Source organism: Alteromonas sp. KUL42 (genome assembly GCF_006538325.1).
Taxonomy (GTDB): domain Bacteria; phylum Pseudomonadota; class Gammaproteobacteria; order Enterobacterales; family Alteromonadaceae; genus Alteromonas.
Window position 1 is genome coordinate 171933 of sequence record NZ_BJKK01000005.1, and the last position, 22415, is coordinate 194347.

At 43.6% G+C, this 22415-nt stretch carries 17 protein-coding genes and 2 tRNA genes; 7 read left to right on the forward strand and 12 right to left on the reverse strand.

What is annotated here, in order from left to right; genetic code table 11:
* Positions 1-7: 7 nt before the first annotated feature.
* Complete coding sequence (locus EYR97_RS09570; protein WP_131093605.1) at positions 8-1096, reverse strand: hypothetical protein; 1089 nt, start codon at positions 1094-1096, stop codon at positions 8-10.
* A gap of 502 nt (positions 1097-1598) precedes the next feature.
* On the opposite strand from EYR97_RS09570, the gene EYR97_RS09575 reads away from it, so the two are divergent.
* From EYR97_RS09575 to iadA, 3 genes are read left to right on the forward strand one after another with little or no spacing between them, the layout of a single operon-like run.
* A complete protein-coding gene (locus EYR97_RS09575) occupies positions 1599-4571 on the forward strand; it encodes a TonB-dependent siderophore receptor (protein WP_131093606.1) in 2973 nt (990 codons plus the stop codon).
* Between the two features lie 17 nt (positions 4572-4588).
* Positions 4589-6091: a putative basic amino acid antiporter YfcC gene (yfcC, locus tag EYR97_RS09580; RefSeq protein WP_165478019.1), complete on the forward strand. Its 1503-nt coding sequence runs from the start codon at positions 4589-4591 to the stop codon at positions 6089-6091.
* Entirely contained in the window at positions 6092-7273 is a 1182-nt protein-coding gene (iadA, locus tag EYR97_RS09585) for a beta-aspartyl-peptidase (protein WP_131093608.1), read from the forward strand.
* A 133-nt stretch (positions 7274-7406) separates the two neighbouring features.
* Here iadA and ilvN read toward each other — a convergent pair whose 3' ends face one another.
* The 9 genes from ilvN to orn form a co-directional block, all read right to left on the reverse strand.
* Complete coding sequence (gene ilvN, locus EYR97_RS09590) at positions 7407-7904, reverse strand: acetolactate synthase small subunit (RefSeq protein ID WP_105930498.1); 498 nt, start codon at positions 7902-7904, stop codon at positions 7407-7409.
* Positions 7904-9622: an acetolactate synthase 3 large subunit gene (locus tag EYR97_RS09595; RefSeq protein WP_131093609.1), complete on the reverse strand. Its 1719-nt coding sequence runs from the start codon at positions 9620-9622 to the stop codon at positions 7904-7906. Before EYR97_RS09595 ends, ilvN begins: the two co-directional genes overlap by 1 nt.
* Positions 9623-9905: 283 nt before the next feature.
* Positions 9906-10280, reverse strand: coding sequence for a DUF413 domain-containing protein (gene maoP, locus EYR97_RS09600; protein ID WP_181409140.1), 375 nt, complete (start codon positions 10278-10280; stop codon positions 9906-9908).
* Positions 10281-10598: 318 nt separating this feature from the next.
* Positions 10599-11060, reverse strand: a complete 462-nt coding sequence (locus EYR97_RS09605) for a hotdog fold domain-containing protein (protein WP_131093705.1) — start codon at positions 11058-11060, stop codon at positions 10599-10601.
* 262 nt (positions 11061-11322) lie between these two features.
* Positions 11323-12762, reverse strand: coding sequence for a sulfotransferase (locus EYR97_RS09610; protein ID WP_242634967.1), 1440 nt, complete (start codon positions 12760-12762; stop codon positions 11323-11325).
* Positions 12763-13021: 259 nt separating this feature from the next.
* Positions 13022-15493: a TonB-dependent receptor gene (locus EYR97_RS09615; RefSeq protein ID WP_131093611.1), complete on the reverse strand. Its 2472-nt coding sequence runs from the start codon at positions 15491-15493 to the stop codon at positions 13022-13024.
* Between the two features lie 706 nt (positions 15494-16199).
* Positions 16200-16275, reverse strand: a tRNA-Gly gene (locus tag EYR97_RS09620).
* A 53-nt stretch (positions 16276-16328) separates the two neighbouring features.
* Positions 16329-16404 (reverse strand) — tRNA-Gly (locus tag EYR97_RS09625).
* Between the two features lie 101 nt (positions 16405-16505).
* A complete protein-coding gene (orn, locus tag EYR97_RS09630) occupies positions 16506-17051 on the reverse strand; it encodes an oligoribonuclease (RefSeq protein ID WP_131093612.1) in 546 nt (181 codons plus the stop codon).
* An 85-nt stretch (positions 17052-17136) separates the two neighbouring features.
* On the opposite strand from orn, the gene rsgA reads away from it, so the two are divergent.
* The 4 genes from rsgA (at position 17137) to EYR97_RS09650 (ending at position 20885) form a co-directional block, all read left to right on the forward strand.
* Positions 17137-18180, forward strand: a complete 1044-nt coding sequence (gene rsgA, locus EYR97_RS09635) for a small ribosomal subunit biogenesis GTPase RsgA (protein WP_131093613.1) — start codon at positions 17137-17139, stop codon at positions 18178-18180.
* Between the two features lie 188 nt (positions 18181-18368).
* Positions 18369-19301 carry an archaetidylserine decarboxylase gene (asd, locus tag EYR97_RS09640; RefSeq protein WP_131093614.1) on the forward strand — a complete coding sequence of 311 codons (933 nt, stop codon included), beginning with the start codon at positions 18369-18371 and terminating at the stop codon, positions 19299-19301.
* A 3-nt stretch (positions 19302-19304) separates the two neighbouring features.
* Positions 19305-20177 carry a DMT family transporter gene (locus EYR97_RS09645; protein ID WP_131093615.1) on the forward strand — a complete coding sequence of 291 codons (873 nt, stop codon included), beginning with the start codon at positions 19305-19307 and terminating at the stop codon, positions 20175-20177.
* Positions 20178-20192: 15 nt separating this feature from the next.
* On the forward strand, positions 20193-20885 hold the full coding sequence (locus EYR97_RS09650) for a glycerophosphodiester phosphodiesterase (RefSeq protein ID WP_131093616.1): 693 nt from the start codon (positions 20193-20195) through the stop codon (positions 20883-20885).
* Between the two features lie 2 nt (positions 20886-20887).
* Here the strand turns inward: EYR97_RS09650 and EYR97_RS09655 are convergent, their stop codons facing one another.
* Together EYR97_RS09655 and EYR97_RS09660 are read right to left on the reverse strand one after the other, a co-directional pair.
* Positions 20888-21316 carry a MerC domain-containing protein gene (locus tag EYR97_RS09655; protein ID WP_131093617.1) on the reverse strand — a complete coding sequence of 143 codons (429 nt, stop codon included), beginning with the start codon at positions 21314-21316 and terminating at the stop codon, positions 20888-20890.
* A gap of 172 nt (positions 21317-21488) precedes the next feature.
* Positions 21489-22274, reverse strand: a complete 786-nt coding sequence (locus tag EYR97_RS09660) for a divergent polysaccharide deacetylase family protein (RefSeq protein ID WP_131093618.1) — start codon at positions 22272-22274, stop codon at positions 21489-21491.
* Positions 22275-22415: the final 141 nt, after the last annotated feature.

Here is a 22415-nt window from a genome sequence, read left to right on the forward strand (position 1 = left end):
TGGGTATCTAATAACCCGTAATTAAAAAACCTAAACCTCCAGAAGCGTTAGTTGTTACTGCATCTTCTAACAATCTATTTTGGCAAGCCGCTTCATCTTCACAGCGTTGTGATACCGCAGGGGTACTGTAAACGCCGCTGGCCAGTACGCCTTTTGAATCTCCGCTGGTCAACATAGGTACAGGGCGTTGGTTAAAATAACCACCTGCTTGAACCGCAGTACCGGCACTTGTTCCTCCAATAACAATGGCATCATTTTGCCAAATAGTGCGTAATGTATCTAAAAACACCGTACCTTTCCCATCTGGTGTAGTCAGCGCCGCAAAGGTTTTACTTTGGTCACCCCCATTAAAGAAAATGCCATCTAATTTAGAAAGCGTTTCTATTTCGATATTGGGATCGTCACACCACTTCTTTTGCAAAGCCGTACGCTCAGGATAAACCCGCTCTCTATCAAATAGTGTATTTTGTGCTCTTAGCTTGGTTAAACTATTACATCCATCTCCACCCAAACTGCTAATATACCGGGCTTGCTGATATGTCTGAGTTAAAGGTAGCCAAACCACTTCTATATCAGGGGAATTAAACACCCCAGAGTAAAAGTCAACGGCCTCAAAAGGGTCTCGTGACGATGCTGTGACAATACCTATTGTTACAAGTACATCGTCTTTATCTCGCTTTTTTTGCTCGTGCTTTTCTCTAGCAGCTTCAATAAATGATGAATAAACCTCTAGCGATGCGGCCTCTTTAGTGTTCTCGAGAGATACCTGCTCGACTACACGCTGCCCCTTGCTATCTATTTGAAACAATTCTAACGTATCTAACATAGTGAAATAGCTATGATCAGATAAGCTGCGAATATCTTTATTTGAAAAGCCCATTTCATTTAACGCATCAAATAGTTCATCTTTTGTCAGTTTCACCTCACCCAACCCTGAATAAATACCCACAATTATTGAATACAAAGATTTGTCAAAATTGCTCTCAAATTGGTTAATCGATTTCAATCGTTGTAGTGAACTTTGACTTATTTCATACAAATTTTCCTTTTTGAACCCATCAAAACTCGCAGAAGGATCACAGTTATTCAGTGACATGCTAGAACAAGTTTTTAATGCCCCTCCCGCTAAAACAAGATTTACCGAAGAAAAGGATTTCATCGGAAAAACAGAAAGATAAAACAAAAATAAGAGTTTAAACACCAAACTAACATTGCTTGAAACTCGAGGAGATAGCGACTGATTTAAACCTACTTTTATTGAAAACATGTGTATGTATTTTTAATTGACTTTAAATCAACCTAGTGGTATCCAATAATTAATGTCAATGGTTAAATCAAACCTGCGAAGTAACAAATACCCATGACGAATTGCATAAATCGTCACAACACTGGTTTTTATTAATGATTAAGAAAGCGGCCAATTTAGGCAACTATCGCTATCAAAACTTTTACTTGTCGGAGTGGTTCGACGAGTAACGCCATTCCCTCCGATTTCTCGGAGCGGCTCTGCTGCGCCCTGCAGCAAATTACATAACTACACAAGTGTTGAATTGCGCGTTTAGCGGCGTTAGACCGTGCGCACTATGGGAATCACAATAATGAAAAAATCAAATTTACTTCACAAAATCAGTGTATCTGTGGGAACACTCAGTTACTTATCTTTTTGCATAAGTTGCATCAGCAACGCCGCATTTGCACAGACTGTCACCAACGAAGATGAGACGGTTGAAAGAATTCAAATTACGGGGAGCAACATTCGCGGTGCAAATATGGAAGGCGCCCAGCCGTTAACCATTTTAACTTCTGAAGACATCGCTCGCACCGGTGCTTCGACAATATCAGAGCTCATGCGCACCGTATCACAAGCGCGAGGAGGCGTGGGTACTTTCGACACCACACAAAGTGGCGCAACATCAACGTCAACGCCCCCCGGTCAAGCCGCAGCTTCACTTAGAGGAATAGGCCCTTCTGCAACACTTACCTTGGTAAATGGTCGCCGAATCGCAGCCAGTTCATTTGCTTCGGGTACTGAGAACTTTGTAGACATCAACAGCATTCCCGCTTCGGCCATTGAGCGAGTTGAGATCCTCGCAACTGGCGCCTCTGCCATCTATGGTGCAGATGCAGTTGCCGGCGTAATAAATTACATCCTCAAAGATAATTATGAAGGCCTCGAACTATCGGCAAACTATGAGAATACGACGAACGGTAATGATCATAGTGCGCTTAATTTACAGATGCTATGGGGCAAGAACTTTGACAATGGAAATTTAACCGCTTTTGTAGATTACTTCGATAGAAAAGCCATTAAAGCCACCGACTTCACACAAACTCGTGAACCACTATTGCTTAATAGCTACTCCTATCTCCCCAAAGGGACACCAAACATCTACTATGAAAGCACCAATGATTTCTACGAAATAGGCGCGCCCAATTGCGCTACCGACTTTATTACCACGGCTTTAGACGAAGACATCTGCGCCTACTACGGCAATGAAGATGACTATTTCGAAACGCCACTTGAGACCTTATCAGGCGGCCTAACTTATACACATCAGTTTGGTGAGATTACATGGCGTACAGACGTATTGGCGTCTCACACTAAGTCAACGTCGTATTCGACCCCTGCCCCAATCAACCGTATTGACGACAGCGAAGGCCCTTGGGTTTCACTAGATGCACTGAATATTTTTGATGAGAACACACGCAATCAGCTGCTAGACGGAATTTATCCGCTGCGCTTTTACACGCAAGCCGGACAACGTCTTACCGGTCTTGGCTATGATGCCAGATTTGAAACTCCGCGTACTGTTGATGTAGAAACTGACACCTTGCGCCTTGTGTCATCACTACTCGGTTATATTAATGACTGGGAGTGGGAAGCCGGGTTACTATATTCGCGCAGCCAGTCAGATCAAATAGCCAGTGCGGGAATCTACAATCGTTACCGCTACACCGCAGCAGCCCATGGTGAACTGTGTGATGATGGCAGTATTGCTCAGTTCGACGGCGATAATCTAACGTGCAGTGGCGCAAGCTTACTACCTGCATACAATCCATTTTTGCAGGGCGACGCTCAAAACGATGCGCTGCTTGCACTTACACAAGACAAACCAACGCGAGATGGCACCAGTGAATTAATTGGTATTGATGCCAAAATTAATGGCGAGCTTACACAATGGAACGGCAACAGCATAATGCTGGCTGCAGGTATTGAATTTAGAAGAGAAGAAATTACAGACTCACCCTCACTTAACGCTCAAGCTCGCGCAGAGAACGCATTTTTAGTTGACGTTTATGGCTTCGGTTCAAGTGCATCATCTGCAAGTAGAAACCAAGTGGGTCTCTTTACTGAACTCTTTGTTCCTGTGACCGACCAAGTCGATTTGAGTTTGGCGGGACGCTTTGATGACTACAGCGATTTTGGTAATACTTTCAACCCTAAAGTGGGTATCACTTATCGCCCTACAGACAACCTTGTGTTGCGGGGGTCATGGTCAACCGCATTTCGTGCACCATCGTTAACTCAGGCCGGTGTTCAACTGCGTACAACGCGAGCCTCATTCGATTGTTCTGCCAATAGTGCAGTAGCTGATCTTTATTGTGAAGGCGCAGGATCCATTCGCGGTAACAATGTACTCGAACTGGGCAACCCCAATTTAAGAGCAGAAGAGTCAGAAACACTTTCCTTCGGACTAGCATTCAGCCCTACCGAAAACACGCACATCACGCTAGATTACTGGCAGTTTGACCACGAAGATATCGTTGACACCAATATGACAGGTGTACTGGCTGCAGCGATTAATGATGCATCACTACGTCATTGCGGGGTATTGCAGGAAGGTGAAATTGGCATTTCTTATGATGAAGATCTGTGTTTGAAAGATAGTGACGGTAACCCGCTTATCACCGATAGTGCAGGTAGGACGATTGAAGACGATGGTGCGGTGCTAAACGAAATTCTCGATGAATGGATCCTTTTTGATTCACCCCGCTTTGACGAATTGCCCCTTTACCGCGACCATATTTTGCTACTTGATAATACTGGTACACAGGAGTTAAAAGGTATCGACTGGGATATAACCCATGATTTTAAATTATCATCGGGCACGATCGAACTTGGCTTTTCAGGCACGCACTATCTTACCTATGATCGTAATAAGCCCGGTTCAGATGAAATTGAGTCGTTAGCAGGCACTTTTCGCTACCCTGAAACCATCGCCAGCGCAGAGCTATTCTACGTTCAAGAAGATTGGTATGTGGGTGCTTACCTCTTTTTCACTGATAGTTACCAAGACGACATAATACGTTTGCGCGGTCGGGAAATTGATGAACTTATCGACATGGGCGTGATCACGGAAGATAATCAACAGCGCAATGTGAGCAGCTGGACAACGGTAACGCTAAGTGCCGGTTATTACTTTGAAAATGCAGATTTACGCCTGACCATTGATAACCTGTTTGACCGTGAAGCGCCAACCGCTTTTGGCTCTTCTAGGGGGTTTGACGCTTATAATCACGACCCATACGGTACAATTTACAACGTATCGCTTAGCTACTACTTTAATTAATCCATTTATTTGGGGGCATGTTAACGCCCCCTCGTTGGCTGGAGGTTAGGTTGCAGCATTCACCTACCACTTCGCGAATGCCTGACGCATTCGTTATTTTATTTTTCGTCATCGTTATTGCCGGCATAGTATCTTGGCTAGTACCCGCTGGAGAGTTTGATACCACAGATATCACTACGCTTTCCGGAGAAACCAAGCAAGTACTCGATGCTAGCAGCTTTCGATACAGTGATAACTATCACGGGCTCGTACTTTTTGATGATACTGGTTCGCGAACAGGGCTTGCCAATTATGCCTTCGATGGCATGGTCTCTGGAGACAAATGGGGCTCAGCTGTAGGGGTCATTGCCTTTATACTCATAGTGGGTGGTGCTTTTGGCATTGTGATGCAAACGGGTGCCATCAATAACGGCATATTGGCGCTTATCTCGCGCTATCAGCACGCTGATCACTTACTCATTCCATTGCTATTTTTACTGTTTTCACTAGGTGGCGCTATCTTTGGCATGGGCGAAGAAGCCATTGCATTTTGTATAGTACTGGTGCCATTAATGACATCTATGGGCTACAACGGCATTATGGCAGTACTCATTACCTATGTTGCAACCCAAATAGGTTTTGCTACTAGCTGGATGAATCCATTTTCCGTCGCCATAGCACAGGGCATCGCTGATGTCCCCCTTATGTCAGGGCAAACTTTCCGTATTGTAACTTGGGCTTTTTTTACAACATTTGGGCTACTCTTTACCTTGAGATACGCAAAACATATTAAGTTAAATAACTTCTCTACCTGCAAAGCATCTCAAAACTCAAACATGGATAGTAGCTTAGAGGAAAAGGTTGCCACCTTTACAACAACCGACAAAGTAATTTTACTTGCATTTTTTACAGGTATAACTTGGGTAATGTGGGGTGTTATTGCGCATGCCTACTACATTCCACAAATTGCTTCGCAGTTTTTCTTTATGGGTATTGTTATTGGTGCCATCGCTTGCTTCGGTGGGCGTATGAAAGTCAATGATATAAGTGCTGCATTTATCAGTGGCGCGCAATCGCTTTTACCGGCTGCGCTTATTGTTGGAATGGCGAAGGGCATAGTTTTAGTGTTGGGAGGAGATGATGTTACATCACCATCCGTACTTAACACCTTGTTGTATCATACCGGCAATGTTCTTGCTCAAACGGGAACAGTAACAAGTGCATGGTTGATGCTAGTATTTCAAAGTATCTTCAACTTTTTTGTGGCTTCAGGCTCAGGGCAAGCAGCCATTACCATGCCACTCATGGCACCGTTAGCTGACATTGTTGGGGTTACACGACAGGTTGCGGTTCTGGCTTTTCAGCTTGGCGATGGGTTAACTAATCTCATCATACCAACTTCTGCGTCATTAATTGGTTGCTTGGGTGTGGCAGGTGTAAGCTGGACAACATGGGCCAAGTTCATCGCAAAATTTTGTGCAATACTTTTTTTACTCGCCTCTATTACTGTCGTAATTGCCGTACTAACAGGTTTTTCATAAATGCTCACACTCATAAAAAATGTAGAATTATTTTCCCCTGCTTATGAAGGCACAACTGATATTTTAATTGCCGGTAATCAAATTGCCAGCATAGCACCTAATATCGACGTTCCTTCTTCGACAATCGTTGCGGCAAGTGGAATGAAAATTGATGGTACAGGGCTTATTGCGCTGCCCGGACTTGTTGATAGCTTAGTTCATATCTCAGGTGGCGGCGGCGAAGGTGGGTTTCATACTCGTACCCCTCAAATGGCACTTACCGAGGCAAGCTTACATGGCGTCACCACGGTTATCGGCGCGTTAGGCACAGACGCCACAACTAGAACACTGCCAGATCTTATCGCGAAAGCCAAAGGTTTAGACATTGAAGGGATCAGCGCCTACTGCTATACGGGTTCCTATCACCTGCCCGCTCGTACCGTAACAGGAAGTATAACCGACGATATCCTTTTAATTGACTGCATGATAGGTATAGGAGAAGTCGCCATTGCTGACCACAGGGCATCTGAGCCAACTTATCGAGAGTTGGCTCAGGTGGCAGCACAATCAAGAACTGGCGGTATGCTCTCTGGAAAGGCAGGTATTGTGTACATTCATACTGGAGATGGAAACAGCCAACTTTCAGTTCTTCACGAAGTAATCGAGAAAACAGATATTCCACCTTCTCAGTTTTACCCTACTCACATTAACCGTAACCAATCACTGTTAGAGGCTGGTATTAAGTGGACTAGGTGCGGCGGTGTTATAGACATGACCACCAGCACCAACGAGCAATTTATTACTGAGGGTGAAATACCTGCCGCAGAAGCAATTGCATATTGTATTAATCAAGGTGTTCCCGTTACACAACTTAGTATGAGCTCAGATGGAAATGCGAGTTTGCCAATATTTGATAATAGTGCAAAGCTGACAGGGCTTGAGGTAGGCCGAGTTAGTAGCTTATTTGCTGAATTCAAAGCACTTGTGCTCAACCACAACATAGCCTTGCAAGATGCCATACAAATTGTCAGCACAACGCCAGCACATTTCTTGAAGCTGTCTCAAAAAGGAAAAATACACAAGGGGTGTGACGCAGACATTGTACTTTGCGAAAAGGATAACTTAACTATTAAGCACGTTATCGCCAAGGGGAAGTGCCTTGTCAGTAATGGTGAAGCCATTGTGAAAGGTACTTTCGAATAGTAAAACAATCTCTCTTAGCAATGTAGGCATTAAATAAAGCCTCATCGCATTGGCCAAAAAAGCTATACGAACAAAAAAGGCGTGATGTCTTTTAGACACACGCCCTTTGATTTATTCTCTTTAACTCAAATAGCTAAGGGCGAAGCGCTCTATCGCCGCGCGCTAAGCCACACACACCGGTACGCGATGATTCGATGATCTCGGCACATTGCCCCATTGTGGTAGCGAAAGCGTCAAGTTTATCGGTCGTTCCCGTAATCTCGATGGTGTAATTATTGACGTTCACATCCACAATACGCGCACGGAAGATATCAGCGTTTCGCTTCACTTCTGCACGAACAGATTCTGTACGAGTTGCAACTTTAATCAGCATGAGTTCACGCTCAATGTGCGTGCCCTCAGTTAAATCAACTACCTTAAGTACATCAATCAGCTTGTTTACTTGTTTTGTGATTTGCTCAATCACTTTATCATCACCGTGTGTAATGATGGTCAATCGCGACAAACTTGCATCATCGGTTGGCGCTACACACAAAGAGTCTACGTTGTAGCCTCGTTGAGAAAATACACCGACTATACGAGATAGTGCGCCAGGGGCGTTTTCCATTAATACTGAAATAATACGTTTCATCAGGTTCGCTCCGTCTTGCTCAAGCGCATGTCATCCATTGCGCCGTACTTAATTTGCATAGGATATACGTGCTCGTTTTGGTCTACTGCAATGTCCATAAACACGAGGCGATCTGTGTAACTGAAACATTTCTCCATAGCCGCATCTAGCTCTTCAAGCTTATCTACCTTTATACCAACATGGCCGTAAGCTTCTGCTAGTTTCACAAAATCTGGCATTGAATCCATATAAGAATGTGAGTGACGACCTTTATAAATCATATCCTGCCATTGACGTACCATACCTAGTGCACGATTGTTCAATGAGATGATCTTTATCGGTAAGTTGTACTGCAAGCAGGTCGACAGTTCCTGAATATTCATTTGAATACTACCGTCACCGGTCACTACCACAGACGTTGAACCCGGATGTGCAAACTGCACGCCCATCGCCGCCGGTAAACCAAAGCCCATGGTGCCAAGACCACCGGAGTTTATCCACTGACGAGGTTTGTCATAAGCGTAATACAATGCAGCAAACATCTGATGCTGACCTACGTCAGAGCTAACAAATGCTTTCCCATCAGTGTGTTTATACAAGGCTTCAATAACGCGCTGAGGTTTAATTACCTCGTCGCCTTGGGCGTAATTTAAACACTGGCGTGAACGCCAGGTTTCAATTTGTTGCCACCAGTCAGCAAGCTTGTCTTTCTGGCCAGATAAATCCTTTTTATTCACTTGACTCAAAATTTGATCAAGTACTTTATCTACCGAGCCCACAACGGGAATATGTGCATTAACCGTTTTTGAAATAGATGCAGGGTCAATATCTACGTGGATGATATCTGCATGAGGGCAGAACTTATCAACGTTATTTGTCACGCGATCATCAAATCGCGCACCCAGTGCAATAATGCAATCTGAGTTGTGCATGGTCTTGTTCGCTTCAAGCGTACCATGCATGCCCAGCATACCAATGAACTGCTTATGCGTACCAGGCATTGCACCTAAGCCCATTAATGTACATGTCACCGGGGCGTTAAGCTTTTCCGCTAGCTCAATGACTTTGTCAGAAGCATCACATGCTACTGCACCACCACCAACATATAGCACTGGGCGCTCCGCTTTAAGTAGCGACTCTACCGCTTTCTTAATTTGTTTAGGGTGCCCTTTTTCTGTTGGGTTGTAAGAACGCATAGTCACGTCGCTAGGGAACACATAAGGGTGTTCTTCAGCTACGTTTACAATATCTTTTGGCAAATCAACAACAACTGGACCAGGACGGCCAGTATTAGCGATATAATAGGCTTTAGCGATAGCTTCTGGAATGTCCACAGCGCGTTTAACTAAAAAGCTATGCTTAACAATAGGACGTGAGCACCCTACCATATCGGTTTCTTGGAATGCATCTTCACCAATGTGCATTGAAGGCACCTGCCCCGACAAAATAACCATCGGGATAGAGTCCATATAAGCTGTTGCAATACCGGTTATTGTATTGGTTGCACCTGGACCAGATGTGACGAGCACTGTGCCGGTTTTGCCAGTTGAACGTGCATAACCATCCGCCATATGAGCGGCTGCCTGTTCATGACGTACGAGGACGTGTTTGACATCATCTTGCGCAAATAGCGCATCATAAATGTCAAGAACGGCACCACCTGGGTAACCGAACACATGTGTCACTCCTACATCTTTTAGCGCTTCTACCACCATGGCTGCGCCCGACATCATTTTCACAGTGCTTTCTCCTGTTTTGGGTTGGGGTTTGTCAGCGTACGTTGACGATGCCCCCGACTATATCTAAGGTGATAGGAAGATAAAACACTAATTTGCACAAAAGTGAGATACATATCCCAATATTCGCAATAATTAGGATAAACATTTCGATAAAGATGTGTTTTTCACCAATATTAGGATGAAAATTTACACCAAGTTAACATTTTTTAGGATGTTAACTTGGCGTGATGGAATGGGTAAATGTTGAAGATGAACTTCACCACTGCACAGAGCACAACACGCCTTAGTCGTCGAGATCGATATCGAGGTCGCTATTATCACTTACCTCTTCATCGTCTATATCTTCCGCAATCGCGCGTTTTGACCCGTAGATACTTGCTGTTTTAGGTCGATTAATTCTCGATTGATACTTTAACCACACTCTCTCTTGCGGAGTAGCAGGGTCACGATGCCCCAAAGCCGACTCTAGATACGCCTGTTCTTCGTCGCTCGAAGGTGTTATCTTGCCATCAACCAGCGCCGCAAACAAACTACCGTGTGCTTGCAATAACTTGCTTTCGTTAATTGAAAAATCGCCCGAACGCGCAAATCCATAAGGATAATTTCTTCTATCTACAAAGGGCTTACCAACTACTTGTTCTTTTGTGATCACTGACATCTCAACCTCTTCCACAATGAAATATTTACGCAAAAAAGTAATGAAATTGACTACTGGTAAAACGCCTTAGTCGCTTCACACGTTATTCTTAGTTGGGTTTTGAAAAACTGTCAAACAGAAAAATAGATGTAGTAAAAATTAGGTGGGTTGACCGTTCTACGAAGCTGCTAAATTACCTTGTTCATTCGCCGAGGCTAGCATGCCCTGCAAGGTAATTTCCATGATCAATAAGTCGATACGATATAAAATAAAAAGGCCGCTATCTGAAGGCGACCTCTCTATTTTTATGTGCTCACATCAGTGAGATGTGATTTTAGCTTAGCGCTTTTCACTTACCCAAACAGTAATGGTTCCATCAACAACGACAGCACCATCAGCGTTGTAAGCTTTTACCGCAATAGGTAAGTCACCTGGTTTCCAAGCGTCCGCTGGCACTTCAGCAACACATCGAATATCTGAGTTTGCCTTGGCAGGGTACTTAACATCCATGCCTTTTGGGATCCATCGCAAATGTTTAGGAATAGATGCTTCACACATAAACCCCATCGCCATTTCAAGACCGTTACAAATGGCAATGACATGTACCGTACCAATGTGGTTTTGCACCGCTTTACGCTTTTTTATGAGTACTTCGCAGTAATTTGGTTTGATATCGGTAATGACAGGTGACACTGTCGAGAAATATGGTGCTCTTCGTGCCGAGTACCAGCTAAATAATTTCTTACCAAAAGGAAGATTCACAAATTTGGCGTAAGTGTTTAGTACATAATTCTTAGACATAGTTTCCACACTGTATTCGGGTCTATTAATCGTTAATTTTGAATTTATATGGCGAGCATCTGTGTTTACCGTGTGATTACCGTCTATATACCGTGAATTTACCTTATATAGATTTGTACTTACCTTCGTATCCGTATTATTCGTACTGACACTTATCACTATGTCGCCACATCTGGTTTGACCAGTTTCAAGCACATTAACATAAATGTTACTTTTATACAGTGGAATTAACGCAAATTCCGCTTTTGATCTGCTTTCCGTTTTATCTCGTTGCCAATAACCCTTGAAGCGTCGCTGTTTGCTTTTCATAATGTCGCCATCGGCCAATGGACTTGGTATTGATAGGCTCCCTCACTTGCACTTTACTTGCAGTGGAAACTGGCAGATTATTATTTTCCACCTGAATACATTGTGACTCCCAAGGTAACCCACAGAAATCCAGCAAATCTTTAACTTCTTTTTCTGGACAATGCGCAAGCGCTTCATAAGATTGCACACGAATACTATCGGGGTGCGCTTGTGCAAATGTACTTATCCACTTATCAAATGCTAAATAAAACTGCCCTATCACTTCTAAATCATACGCATAAGCGTAATACGGGCTGTTTATCGAAAAAAGCTGCCTGAAATTACCTACGCAAGTATCCATTGGATCACGCATTAAGCACACTATTTTGGCATTCGGTAGCGCACGGCGAATAAGGTCAATATAGAAAAAATTAAACGGCAGCTTATCCACCAAATGTGTCGCACCTTGACGTAAAAAACCAGTGCGTTCTATATAACGTGCACCAATAGCTGTCATGTCACAGTGATAGGCTTTTTCAATTGTTGGTGCATCCAGCACTAGTTGACTTGAGGTTTGTGTAACTTCTTTCACCGCCACACCAAAATCTTGTAACTCACCACCTGATGCAACCTCAGAGTGATGACTCAAAATTCGTTCTACTAATGTGGTACCACTTCTTGGCATTCCTACAACAAAAATAGGTGCGTTACTGGTTTCCTCACTCTTTGCCGATGTTATGGTTAAGTTCTGATACAAATGTTTAAAGATAGATTGATAATCGGAAAGGGTATTTACGCTACGCTGTTTATGAGGAAGCTTTGCATGCACGAGCGCTTCAAATGCTTTATCAAACTGTCCTAGTGCCTCATGCTCTTTGGCGAGTGCATGACCTATGTGTAACCTTCCTTCTGGCTGCGCTTGTACTTTTTCTTCAAGTTGGCTTAGCTGTTTTAAATGATTGCTGGCCTCGTTTATTCCGCCTAAGTCAGATAACGCAAAATGGGCTTGGTAAAAATCTGGTGCATGTTTTATTGCGCGCTCAAAGTGCTCACGTGCAACCTTGAAATTGCCGGCAAATTTAGCACTTACGGCAAAATTATAATTGAACTGAGGGTTCGAAGGCGCAATGTCGAGTGCTTTAGTAAAATACCCGACCGCTTTTTCGTGTAAACCTACGCGAGATAATGATACGCCCACTGTATCAAGGTCGAGTGCGCGGTTTAGTTCATCTACAGGAGCACTTGCAACACAATTTAACGCTTGAGGCATATCCCCTTTTAGTGCATGGCATTTGGCTAAATAAGCAAATGTAATGGGGCGTGGTTCAATATCATTCGACTTGTTAAGTAGTGCAATAGCTTTTTCCACCTGCCCTATTTCAATGTGAAGCATGCCTAATAAAAAACTACGCATGAGGATGGGGGCCCGCTTGCTTGATGACCTCAACGCAGCACTGGTGTGCCTGTTGATAGTTTCGTTCAGAGAGATACTTAACGGCGTCATCAAGACGGGAATTTACTGCGCTCATAGCTCTTATCAACTAACTCTTATTAACTAGCTCTTACAAGGTAGAGCCTATTAAAAAATTTCGAAGTATAAAAAAGGCGCTTACACCAACAGCATAAGCGCCTGATAATTCATGTATTCAACATTAAGATACTACATTTAGAGCCTACATGCCGAACTGGTACTTAAACATCAAACCAATGGTGCGTGGAGTGATGACATATTTACCGTAGTTACGCTGTAGATCAGTACCATTGGGCTGAAGTACATCACTGTATTGACCCAAGCCGATATCGCCCACATGTCTGCGCACTGAGTTAACTGCATACTTATCAAATAAGTTGTCGATATAAAGTGTAACCGACCAATCTTCATCAGATATAGTGGCATTCAAATTACTGATAGCATAACCCGCCAACGCTTCACCGTCTTGGCGTAGTCCCACGGTAGTATAGACATCGCTTTGTGCGGTAATACCGTAGTTAATATTTAGCATCTTATCGTCAAAGATGTCTTGGCTGTAAGTAATACCAAACGAGAACTGATGCTCAGCGGTACCAGGTAATCTGTCGCCGTCTTTACCATCGTAGAAATCTTGTAACGCAGTACCTTGCTCATCGTACACCCCGAACAAGTATGGCGCATCAGCGGTTAGCTCAGCTTTGGTGTAAGCGTAAGTAGCATAAGTAGTGATATTATCACCAATGATACCGCGTAGAGACAGCTCAACCCCTTTAGATTCTGCGCCCTCAGCGTTAACTGTAATAGGCTGCTGACCATTAACTGTCGCACCAGATACCTGTGGGTCCTGCCAATCAACATAGAAAAGTGCACTGTTAAGTTGCAACCTGTTTTTAAAGAAGTTGGTTTTTAATCCCAATTCATAGTTTTGGGTAGTATCAGCATCGTATAGCTGTTCATTCTCCAATGCGCATACAGTCTGATTATCTAGCTCATCAATGTCATCTAAACACGCAGCTACACCATTTGCGCCACCGATCCTGAAACCTTCACTGATTGTAAGGTATGCCATGGTATTGTTGGTAAATTGGTAGCTGGTGTTAAATTTAAATAAAGTTCCATCGTTTTTTGCTTTCGTAGGTTTGTATTCCAAAACAATGGAGTCAGACTCTCTACCTTCAAACACTGAGAAATAAAGTGGCAAATCAACTGCGGAGCGAGCATTAACTTCGTACTCATAAGCGCGTAGACCAAGCGTTACGTCCCAATCATTTGTAAGCTCGTAAGTAAGTTCGCCAAAAAGCGCCCTTTCCCTCACTTTTGATTCATCTACAGAATAGTATTCAAGAGCATCAGGTCGATAGTTACCATCTATACCCCACACATCTATGGCATAAGTATCAAAATTTGGTGTAAATTCTTTGCTGGACCCTTCGCTTTCAGTGTCGTAGTAAAATCCACCAATGATCCAAGACAATGGGCCTGGCGTGAGAGACACTAAACGAAGCTCTTGAGTAAATACTTCACGCTCTTCGACTTCTTCTGTATATGCCGAAAATGATGGAAACTCTTCATATCCGAAGTCTAAACGAATAAGCAAATCCGTTTGATCCCGTTGTCCTACCGCATCAAAATTAGATAAACCTGTCGCCGACACGAGCTCAGCAAAACCAAGGTCGGCTTTCATTTCCAAACTTAGCAATTCATCTTCTTTCTCACGAGGTTCTTCATAACGATAGGCCGATTCGTACTTACCAATTACCTCGCTAAGTGGGTTATCGGCAGATAGTGAATCGTAATGTGTAATTGAACGCCCTTCTACATCTTGCTTCTGATAGAAATAAGTTAGCGTACTGTCGAACCAATCATTTGGCATCCAACGCACAGCAATACGCCCTGTAAGCGTATCTTCACCGTTTGCGTCTTCAACGCGTTTCAGATTGTTATTCACTTCATCCGCATTTGACCAATCTGGATCAGGCAATGAAACACCACCTTCTCTAACAACGTAGTTGTAGTCCAAGAATCCTGGATTGTTAAAATAGTTAAGTGACGCACGAATGCCTAACTCACCTTCAATAAGAGGAGCGTTGAATACAATACTGCTTTCGCCGCCAAGAGAGTCGCTTTCATTAATGCTGAAAACATCACCCGTTATTTCACCTGACATGAACTCTAAATCAACATTTTTTGGCAAATAACGGATAGCACCACCAAGTGTACCTGCACCGTATAGTGTGCCCTGCGGACCAATCAGTACTTCGACCCTATCTACATCGACTAGTCGCATGTTCAAAAATAGAGGAATGTCACCAAAATACGTAGCAACCGTACCGCCATTAGAGCCGGGGCCAGATGAGTTGGTATTTAGGCCTCGAACTATAATAGGAGAGTCATTACGGCCACCTTGGTCAGTTACGGTAAGCCCCGGAACCCAACGCGCAACGGCATCAAGGTCTTCGATGTTTTGTTGATCGAGTACGTCAGAGGTCAAAGCAGATATATTGATTGGTACTTCTTGAAGTGTTCCACTACGGCGCGTTGCTGTAACTTCAACTTTTTCGATTTGCTTTTCGTTTATTTCAACGTCTTGCGCATAAACGTTTTGACTGGCAAATGACGCGAGTACTGCGCCAGCAACGGCAGAAAAATGAAAAGGGGCGCTTTTCTTAAACATTTATTTTCTCTCTAGATTGATAATGCTTTTGAACCACACATGACCATTCCTTTGGAGAAACAGAATCCTTCTTATCGTCGCGTTCTAGCGTTTTGAATTTGCATTTCGGCGTGGTGTTTCACTGGTTTTATTCGCTTTCTGAAACAAACTTGCCTGTTCACAAGTGTTTTCGCCCAAAATACATAGCGGATTGTTGTTATCAGAAAAACGTACAGCAGAAAGCGTGCCGAAATTTGCGCGCATTCTAATATAAAAAAGCACAAAAACCAGCGAAATTAAGATACTTATTCAAAAAAAATGATTACATTCTCAATAAAGGGCAAATAGAGAAGTTACATTTCGTCATTGCACCAATGAGACCTATTGAAGACGCCCTTTATATTAGGCTTTAGCGAGACTTTAGAATCCCGAAGCGTAAACTGCACCATTATGACGCACTCAGTGGAGAGCATATTTACCCAAAATCTATTCACAATAGCCAAGACTTCGTTACAGAATGACGAACGGCCGCAGAACTGTAAATGAAGTCACGAGTCCATCAAAGAGTAGTATAAATAAAACTATCTTAGCTTTTGGTTTTGAGATGTTTGAAAATTTGGAGCGGGAAACGAGATTCGCCAACTGGCCGACACTCGGTCGCGGGCCCACCAAGGGGTCGCACAGATACAACTATCTTAGCAATTAGATTTTGATATGTTTGAAAATTTGGAGCGGGAAACGAGATTCGAACTCGCGACCCCGACCTTGGCAAGGTCGTGCTCTACCAACTGAGCTATTCCCGCATAGAGTCGATGCTTTGCATCTTTAAGACAATCTAGACACCTAGATTTAAATTTGGAGCGGGAAACGAGATTCGAACTCGCGACCCCGACCTTGGCAAGGTCGTGCTCTACCAACTGAGCTATTCCCGCAACAAAAGAGGTACTTCGTTTGAAGTGGTGCGCATTTTACAAAAATTTTGGTGTAACGCAACCTTTAATTCTACTTTTTTTGCACCTCGATGTTTGAATGCTTAAATCGTAAACACTTTCTCACGATAATAGCGCATTTCTTCAATGGACTCGCGAATATCGTCTAGCGCCAAGTGCACACCTTTCTTTTTAAATCCGTCAAGGACTTCGGGTTTCCAGCGTCGCGCCAATTCTTTAATGGTACTTACGTCAATACTGCGATAGTGAAAGTAGTCTTCAAGCTCAGGCATGTACTTCACCATAAAGCGTCTATCTTGACCTATGGTATTTCCACATAGCGGTGACTTACCCGCATCAACCCACTGCTCAAGGAACGCAATTGTCTGCTTAGCCGCCTCTGCTTCATCAGTTTTGCTGGCACGACAGCGGTCGGTCAAGCCACTTTCACCATGTACTCGCGTGCACCATTCATCCATGTTATCCAATACACTGTCAGGCTGATGCACAGCAATAACCGGCCCTTCAGCAAGAATATTCAGTTGGGAATCGGTTACTATGGTAGCAATCTCCATGACTACACAAGTTTCAGGGTCAAGCCCTGTCATTTCCATATCAATCCAAACTAGGTTGTTATCGTGTTTACTCATTGTATTCCTCTTTGCGCTTCAAACATGGTAACCATGCCCGACAAACGTTATTATTGCCATAGTATACGTGAACTAGACAAGAATCGTGGCGAAAAAACCAAAACTTACTCAACGACAGAAACGCCAAGTTGCAGCGAACAGAAGCAAACGCTTGCGTGAAAAACACGCCTCTAAAGGTGCGGCTAACCTAGATGAAAGCACATTAGAAAGCGGCACCGTTATAGGTCGCTTCGGGAAACACGCCGATGTTGAAGACACTCAGGGGGTTGTATCTCGTTGCCATATTCGCCGAACTGTCGAATCTGTGGTGTGTGGTGATAAAGTTTTTTTCAGCAAAGGTGACGACGCGGAGTCTGGCGTAAGCGGGGTTATTGAAATAGTCAAAGATAGGCATTCCGTGCTTACTCGCCCTGATTATTACGACGGGATAAAGCCAATTGCTGCAAATATAGACCGCATTATTGTAGTAAGCGCCATTCTACCTTCATTGTCCCTGAATATTATCGACCGCTATTTAGTAGCCTGTGAAGATATTGGTATTACTCCACTGGTGGTATTGAACAAAGTCGAGCTACTAAGCGAAGAAGAGCGCGAAACTGTTAAAACACAGCTGCAAACATATGAAGCATTGGGTTATGAAGTGCTCTTCACCAGTTGTAAAACAGGTGAAGGTATAAATTCGCTTAACGAATATCTCAATGACAATATCAGTGTATTTGTAGGGCAATCGGGTGTAGGCAAGTCTAGCTTGATCAATCAAGTTCTACCCGACGCCGATGAATTGACCGGTGAAATTTCCGATAATTCTGGTCTTGGTCAACACACGACGACTGCAGCCAAATTATTACATTTACCAGCAGGTGGCGATTTAATCGACTCACCTGGAGTCCGCGAATTCGGCCTATGGCATATTCCCACCGAACGTATCACATGGGGCTTTAAAGAATTCAGAGATTATTTGGGTGGGTGTAAATTTCGAGATTGTAAGCATTTGAACGACCCTGGCTGTCTGTTAAGAGAAGCTGTCGAAGAAGGCAAGATTAGCGCGGAACGCTTCGAAAGCTATCATAAGATCCTTACTACAATGGAAGAACAGCGTCCTAGTCATAGCCAACCTCCCGGGGCCTGACTTACAGGTCCCTTAATATAAATCTAGCTACATATACAAAAGATTTACTCACTACTTCATTAATTTAAGTGCCCATAACCTGCGCATTCGATGCTTATAGCTAATTCGTCGCATCCATAATCTTAAAGTTGCCCGAAGTGCTATTAGTTAAGGTACAATTGCGCCCGTTAAAGAAATGGAGAAGTTTTGTGTTAGATTGGCTAAAAGTTAATTTGCAGTACGTTACCCCTAAACATTTGCTGTCTCGTTTGGTAGGTAAACTTGCTGAAGCTGAAATGGGTAGTGTCACCACGTTTTTCATCAAGCTGTTTATCAAGCAATATAAGGTCGATATGACAGAAGCCTTGTATGAAGATCCAACGCATTACCGCAGTTTCAACGCATTCTTCACTCGTCCACTGAAACCAGATGTGCGCACAATCGATGAAAACAATGATGTTTTAATCCATGCTGTTGACGGCACGGTTAGTCAGTTTGGTGACATTAACAGCGACAGTATTTTTCAAGCAAAAGGCCATGACTTTAGCCTGACAACCTTATTGGGTGGCAAGCCTGACATTGCCGCCCCCTTTAAAAACGGAAAATTTGCAACCATTTACCTTGCCCCTCGTGATTACCACAGAATTCATATGCCAATTGAAGGTACGCTCACCGACATGATTTATGTTCCTGGAGAGCTGTTCTCGGTAAACCCACTTACGGCACAGAATATTCCAGGCCTATTTGCTCGAAACGAGCGTGTTGTCGCCTTATTTGATACGCCAGTAGGTAAAATGGCTATGGTCTTAGTAGGCGCTACCATCGTCGCCAGTATTGAAACCGTTTGGGCAGGCACTGTTACGCCACCTGCCGGAAAAAACGTACAGCATTGGTCTTATGACAGCGACAGTGAAGCTGCAGTTAAATTAGAAAAAGGTGCTGAACTTGGCCGCTTTAAACTAGGCTCAACGATTGTCGTGTGCTTTGAAAAAGACATGATCAACTTTGAAGATCTTACCCCTGGGCTTGTTACGCGTTTAGGTAAACCAATGGCAGTGCGTGTAGGCGATTCAGCAGCAACTGATACCGTTGAAAGCAACGAAGACAAACAGCAAGACAACTCAGAAAAAGCTGACAGCTAAGCAATGGATCCGGTAAAGAAAAGCCTGGTATCACTGCATTTTACAATTATGCTGTTGGGCGGTACTGCCCTCTTTTCAAGAGTAGTGCCGCTAAGTGCAAGTGACATCACGCTGATGCGCTCTATTTTTGCGTGCGTGGCGTTATTCGCATTTTTAAAAATAGCGAAACACAAAATAACGCTAAACTGCAAAAAAGACTACGGCGTTGCAGTCGGGTTGGGTTTATTAATGGCCCTGCATTGGGTTACTTATTTCGCAGCCATGCAATACGCGGGGGTTTCCGTTGGCATGATTGCCCTATTTACCTTCCCTGTCATTACGGTACTTATCGAGCCATTTTTCGAGCGGGTTCGCTTAGTATGGCAAGACATCGTTTCTACCCTAACGGTTATTGTGGGTGTTTACCTAATTGTGCCTGAAAATACACTGGAAAATGACGTAACACTCGGTGTGCTTATTGGAATTGCCTCAGCTATTCTGTATTCATTTAGAAACCTATTCCACCGCAAGCACTTCAAACATTACAGTGGTGCGCAAGCAATGGCATGGCAGACTTTGATTATCGCCATAGTTATGCTACCAGTGGGAAGCGGTAATATCCTTAATGCATCAACGAATTCTTGGTTAATGCTTTTGTTACTTGGTACTGTATTTACTGCGCTACCACACGCACTTATTGCAGCTAGCTTACGTCATTTACGAGCCAAAACTTTTTCACTTATCGCTTGTATGCAGCCTTTGTACGGGGTGTTTCTAGCCATCGTATTACTTAACGAGAAGCCAGGATGGACTACCTTGTTAGGTGGAATTTTGATTACCTCTGCCTCTGTGTATGAAACGCTCAATGCACACAAGCTGCACAGTAGTGACTCTTAATTCGAAGGATTATCTATGCGCATTTATGCTCATCGCGGTGCTAGCAAACTAGCCCCTGAAAATACGTTAAAAGCGTTTAATCTTGCCTTTGAAATAGGTGCAGATGGCATTGAGTTTGATACCTATCAACACACTGACGGCATTATTGTTTTTCATGATCGCACATTGATTCGACGGACGAATACTCAAGGATATTTGCTTTCACAGCCGTGGGATAAATTAAGAATGCTCGATATCGGTGATGGCGAGCAGATCCCCACCTTATCAGAAACACTCAATACCATTCCTCGCGGTAAATGGTGCAATATTGAAATTAAGCACTTAGTTGACGTAGCCCTGTGGGTTAATGATGTGAAAACGGCATTAGCTCAAAGCCAAGTGCTCGAAGAGAATGTACTTGTATCTTCATTCAACCATCATTGGCTTCGAGACATCGCGGCCCTTTGGCCTGAAGTGAAAATTGGCGCACTATCAGCTAGCTATGAATTAGACTGTACCGCCAGTGCACGAGCGCTTTGCGCTTATTCAGTGAATATTGCATTAGATGCGGTTGATAAGAGTTTTGTGGAGCGCGTTCTCGCCGAAGGCTTTAACGTTTATGTGTATACGGTGGACGAGCCAGAAGATATGAGAATGCTTGAAAAGTGGGGCGTTACCGGCATATTTACCAATGTGCCAGATAAGGCTCTTAGCGTTTTACATCCGTAAAATCACTTCATTTCTGTTGAAAAGTGCTCTGTAAAAACGGTATTTTTGCAGCACTTGCACTGGCGACAAAGACGCATGTTTACCCAATGACCTGCAACAATCAACATAGCGCCGACTGCTATAGTGAAAGGCTCATAATCATGACCAAACATATCTTTAAACCAATAAATTGCACCACCACTGAAAAGTAGCCCTAAAGGGTAATATTTGCCGTGATAACGCCATGCTCCGCTTAGTAGTGCTACCCCGCCAACCAAAAGCGAAAACGTTAATATGGTGCGTTCAAACCACACTTGCGCAAAAAAACTTGAGCCAATCAGTGGTAAAAGTGGAATTAACACAGGTAACGCAAGACAATGCAACGCGCACAAGCTCGACACCCAAATGCCAAGTTTGTCTAGTTTCGTTGGATTCTCTTCTATTGGATTCATTACCCTGCTTACCGCTATTTCTCTAGAGACGTTATATTATAACAGAATTGATTAAATAGAAAACGGTGGAATAGTAAATTTTGATCTTATCAAGCAGGATTTAGCCTAAGTACTCAGCCGGAAGAGGAGAGACTTGGTAAAGCAAAAACCGTAAAGCCTTCTTTTTATGAGATTATTCGTTCGGTGCTGAGCGTGAAATATCAGGCATTGCTGTTGATGCGAGTTCTTCCGTAGGGGCAAAATAGTCAGCCATAGACATTAAATTAAAGCCTTCACCTTGTAGCGAGGGCAAGTGCTGTTGCAAGAACGCCACGGTTTCGGGATGCGGGTGGCCAATGACGACCACTTGGCCTTGTTTCTTCGCAATGCGCTTCATTCGGTTGAACTGCCTAAGTAAAGCCTCTTCATCAAGATCATTGTCTAGAAAAACATGGCGACTTGTGCTTGGCACACCAAGACGCTGCGCCACTTTTGCCCCTTTGGTTAACACAGTTGTACGGCTATCGACAAAAAACAGACCTTGCCTTTTGATTTCGCGCATTAAGGCTTCCATCGCTTGTTCTTGTCCGGTAAATGCGCTTCCCATGTGATTATTAACACCAATAGCATTGGGTACGCTTTTTATGGCTTGTCTTAGGGTGTGGGTAATTGCGCCTGCATACATGTCTGTTGACAACCCCAATGGCCCCATGTTCATGCCATTTTGCGATTGCATTGGCATATGTAACATCACCGCACGCCCCTCTTGCTCGGCACGCTTGGCAATATCATCAGATAGCGGTGTTTGTGGGAGAATAGAAAAAGTGACTTCTTTAGGAAGCGAGAAAGCAGCGACATCGGACGGCCTATAACCAAGGTCATCAAGAATTATTATTATGTCAGATTTTGCCAACACTGAATGGCAAAATAACCCGCTCAGCAAAAACAGCCAGCACGTTATAGCAAGACGCAACGGCATCTAAATTAATCCATTTTTTATCATTATTTTTTAGCGCATTTGGAGGTCGTATTTTGAAGTGGTAGCTTACATACCTTTCTCATACTTTCCTTCCATGGACTGATAGCATACCAATTAATGTTCAGGATTCAACAAATCTGC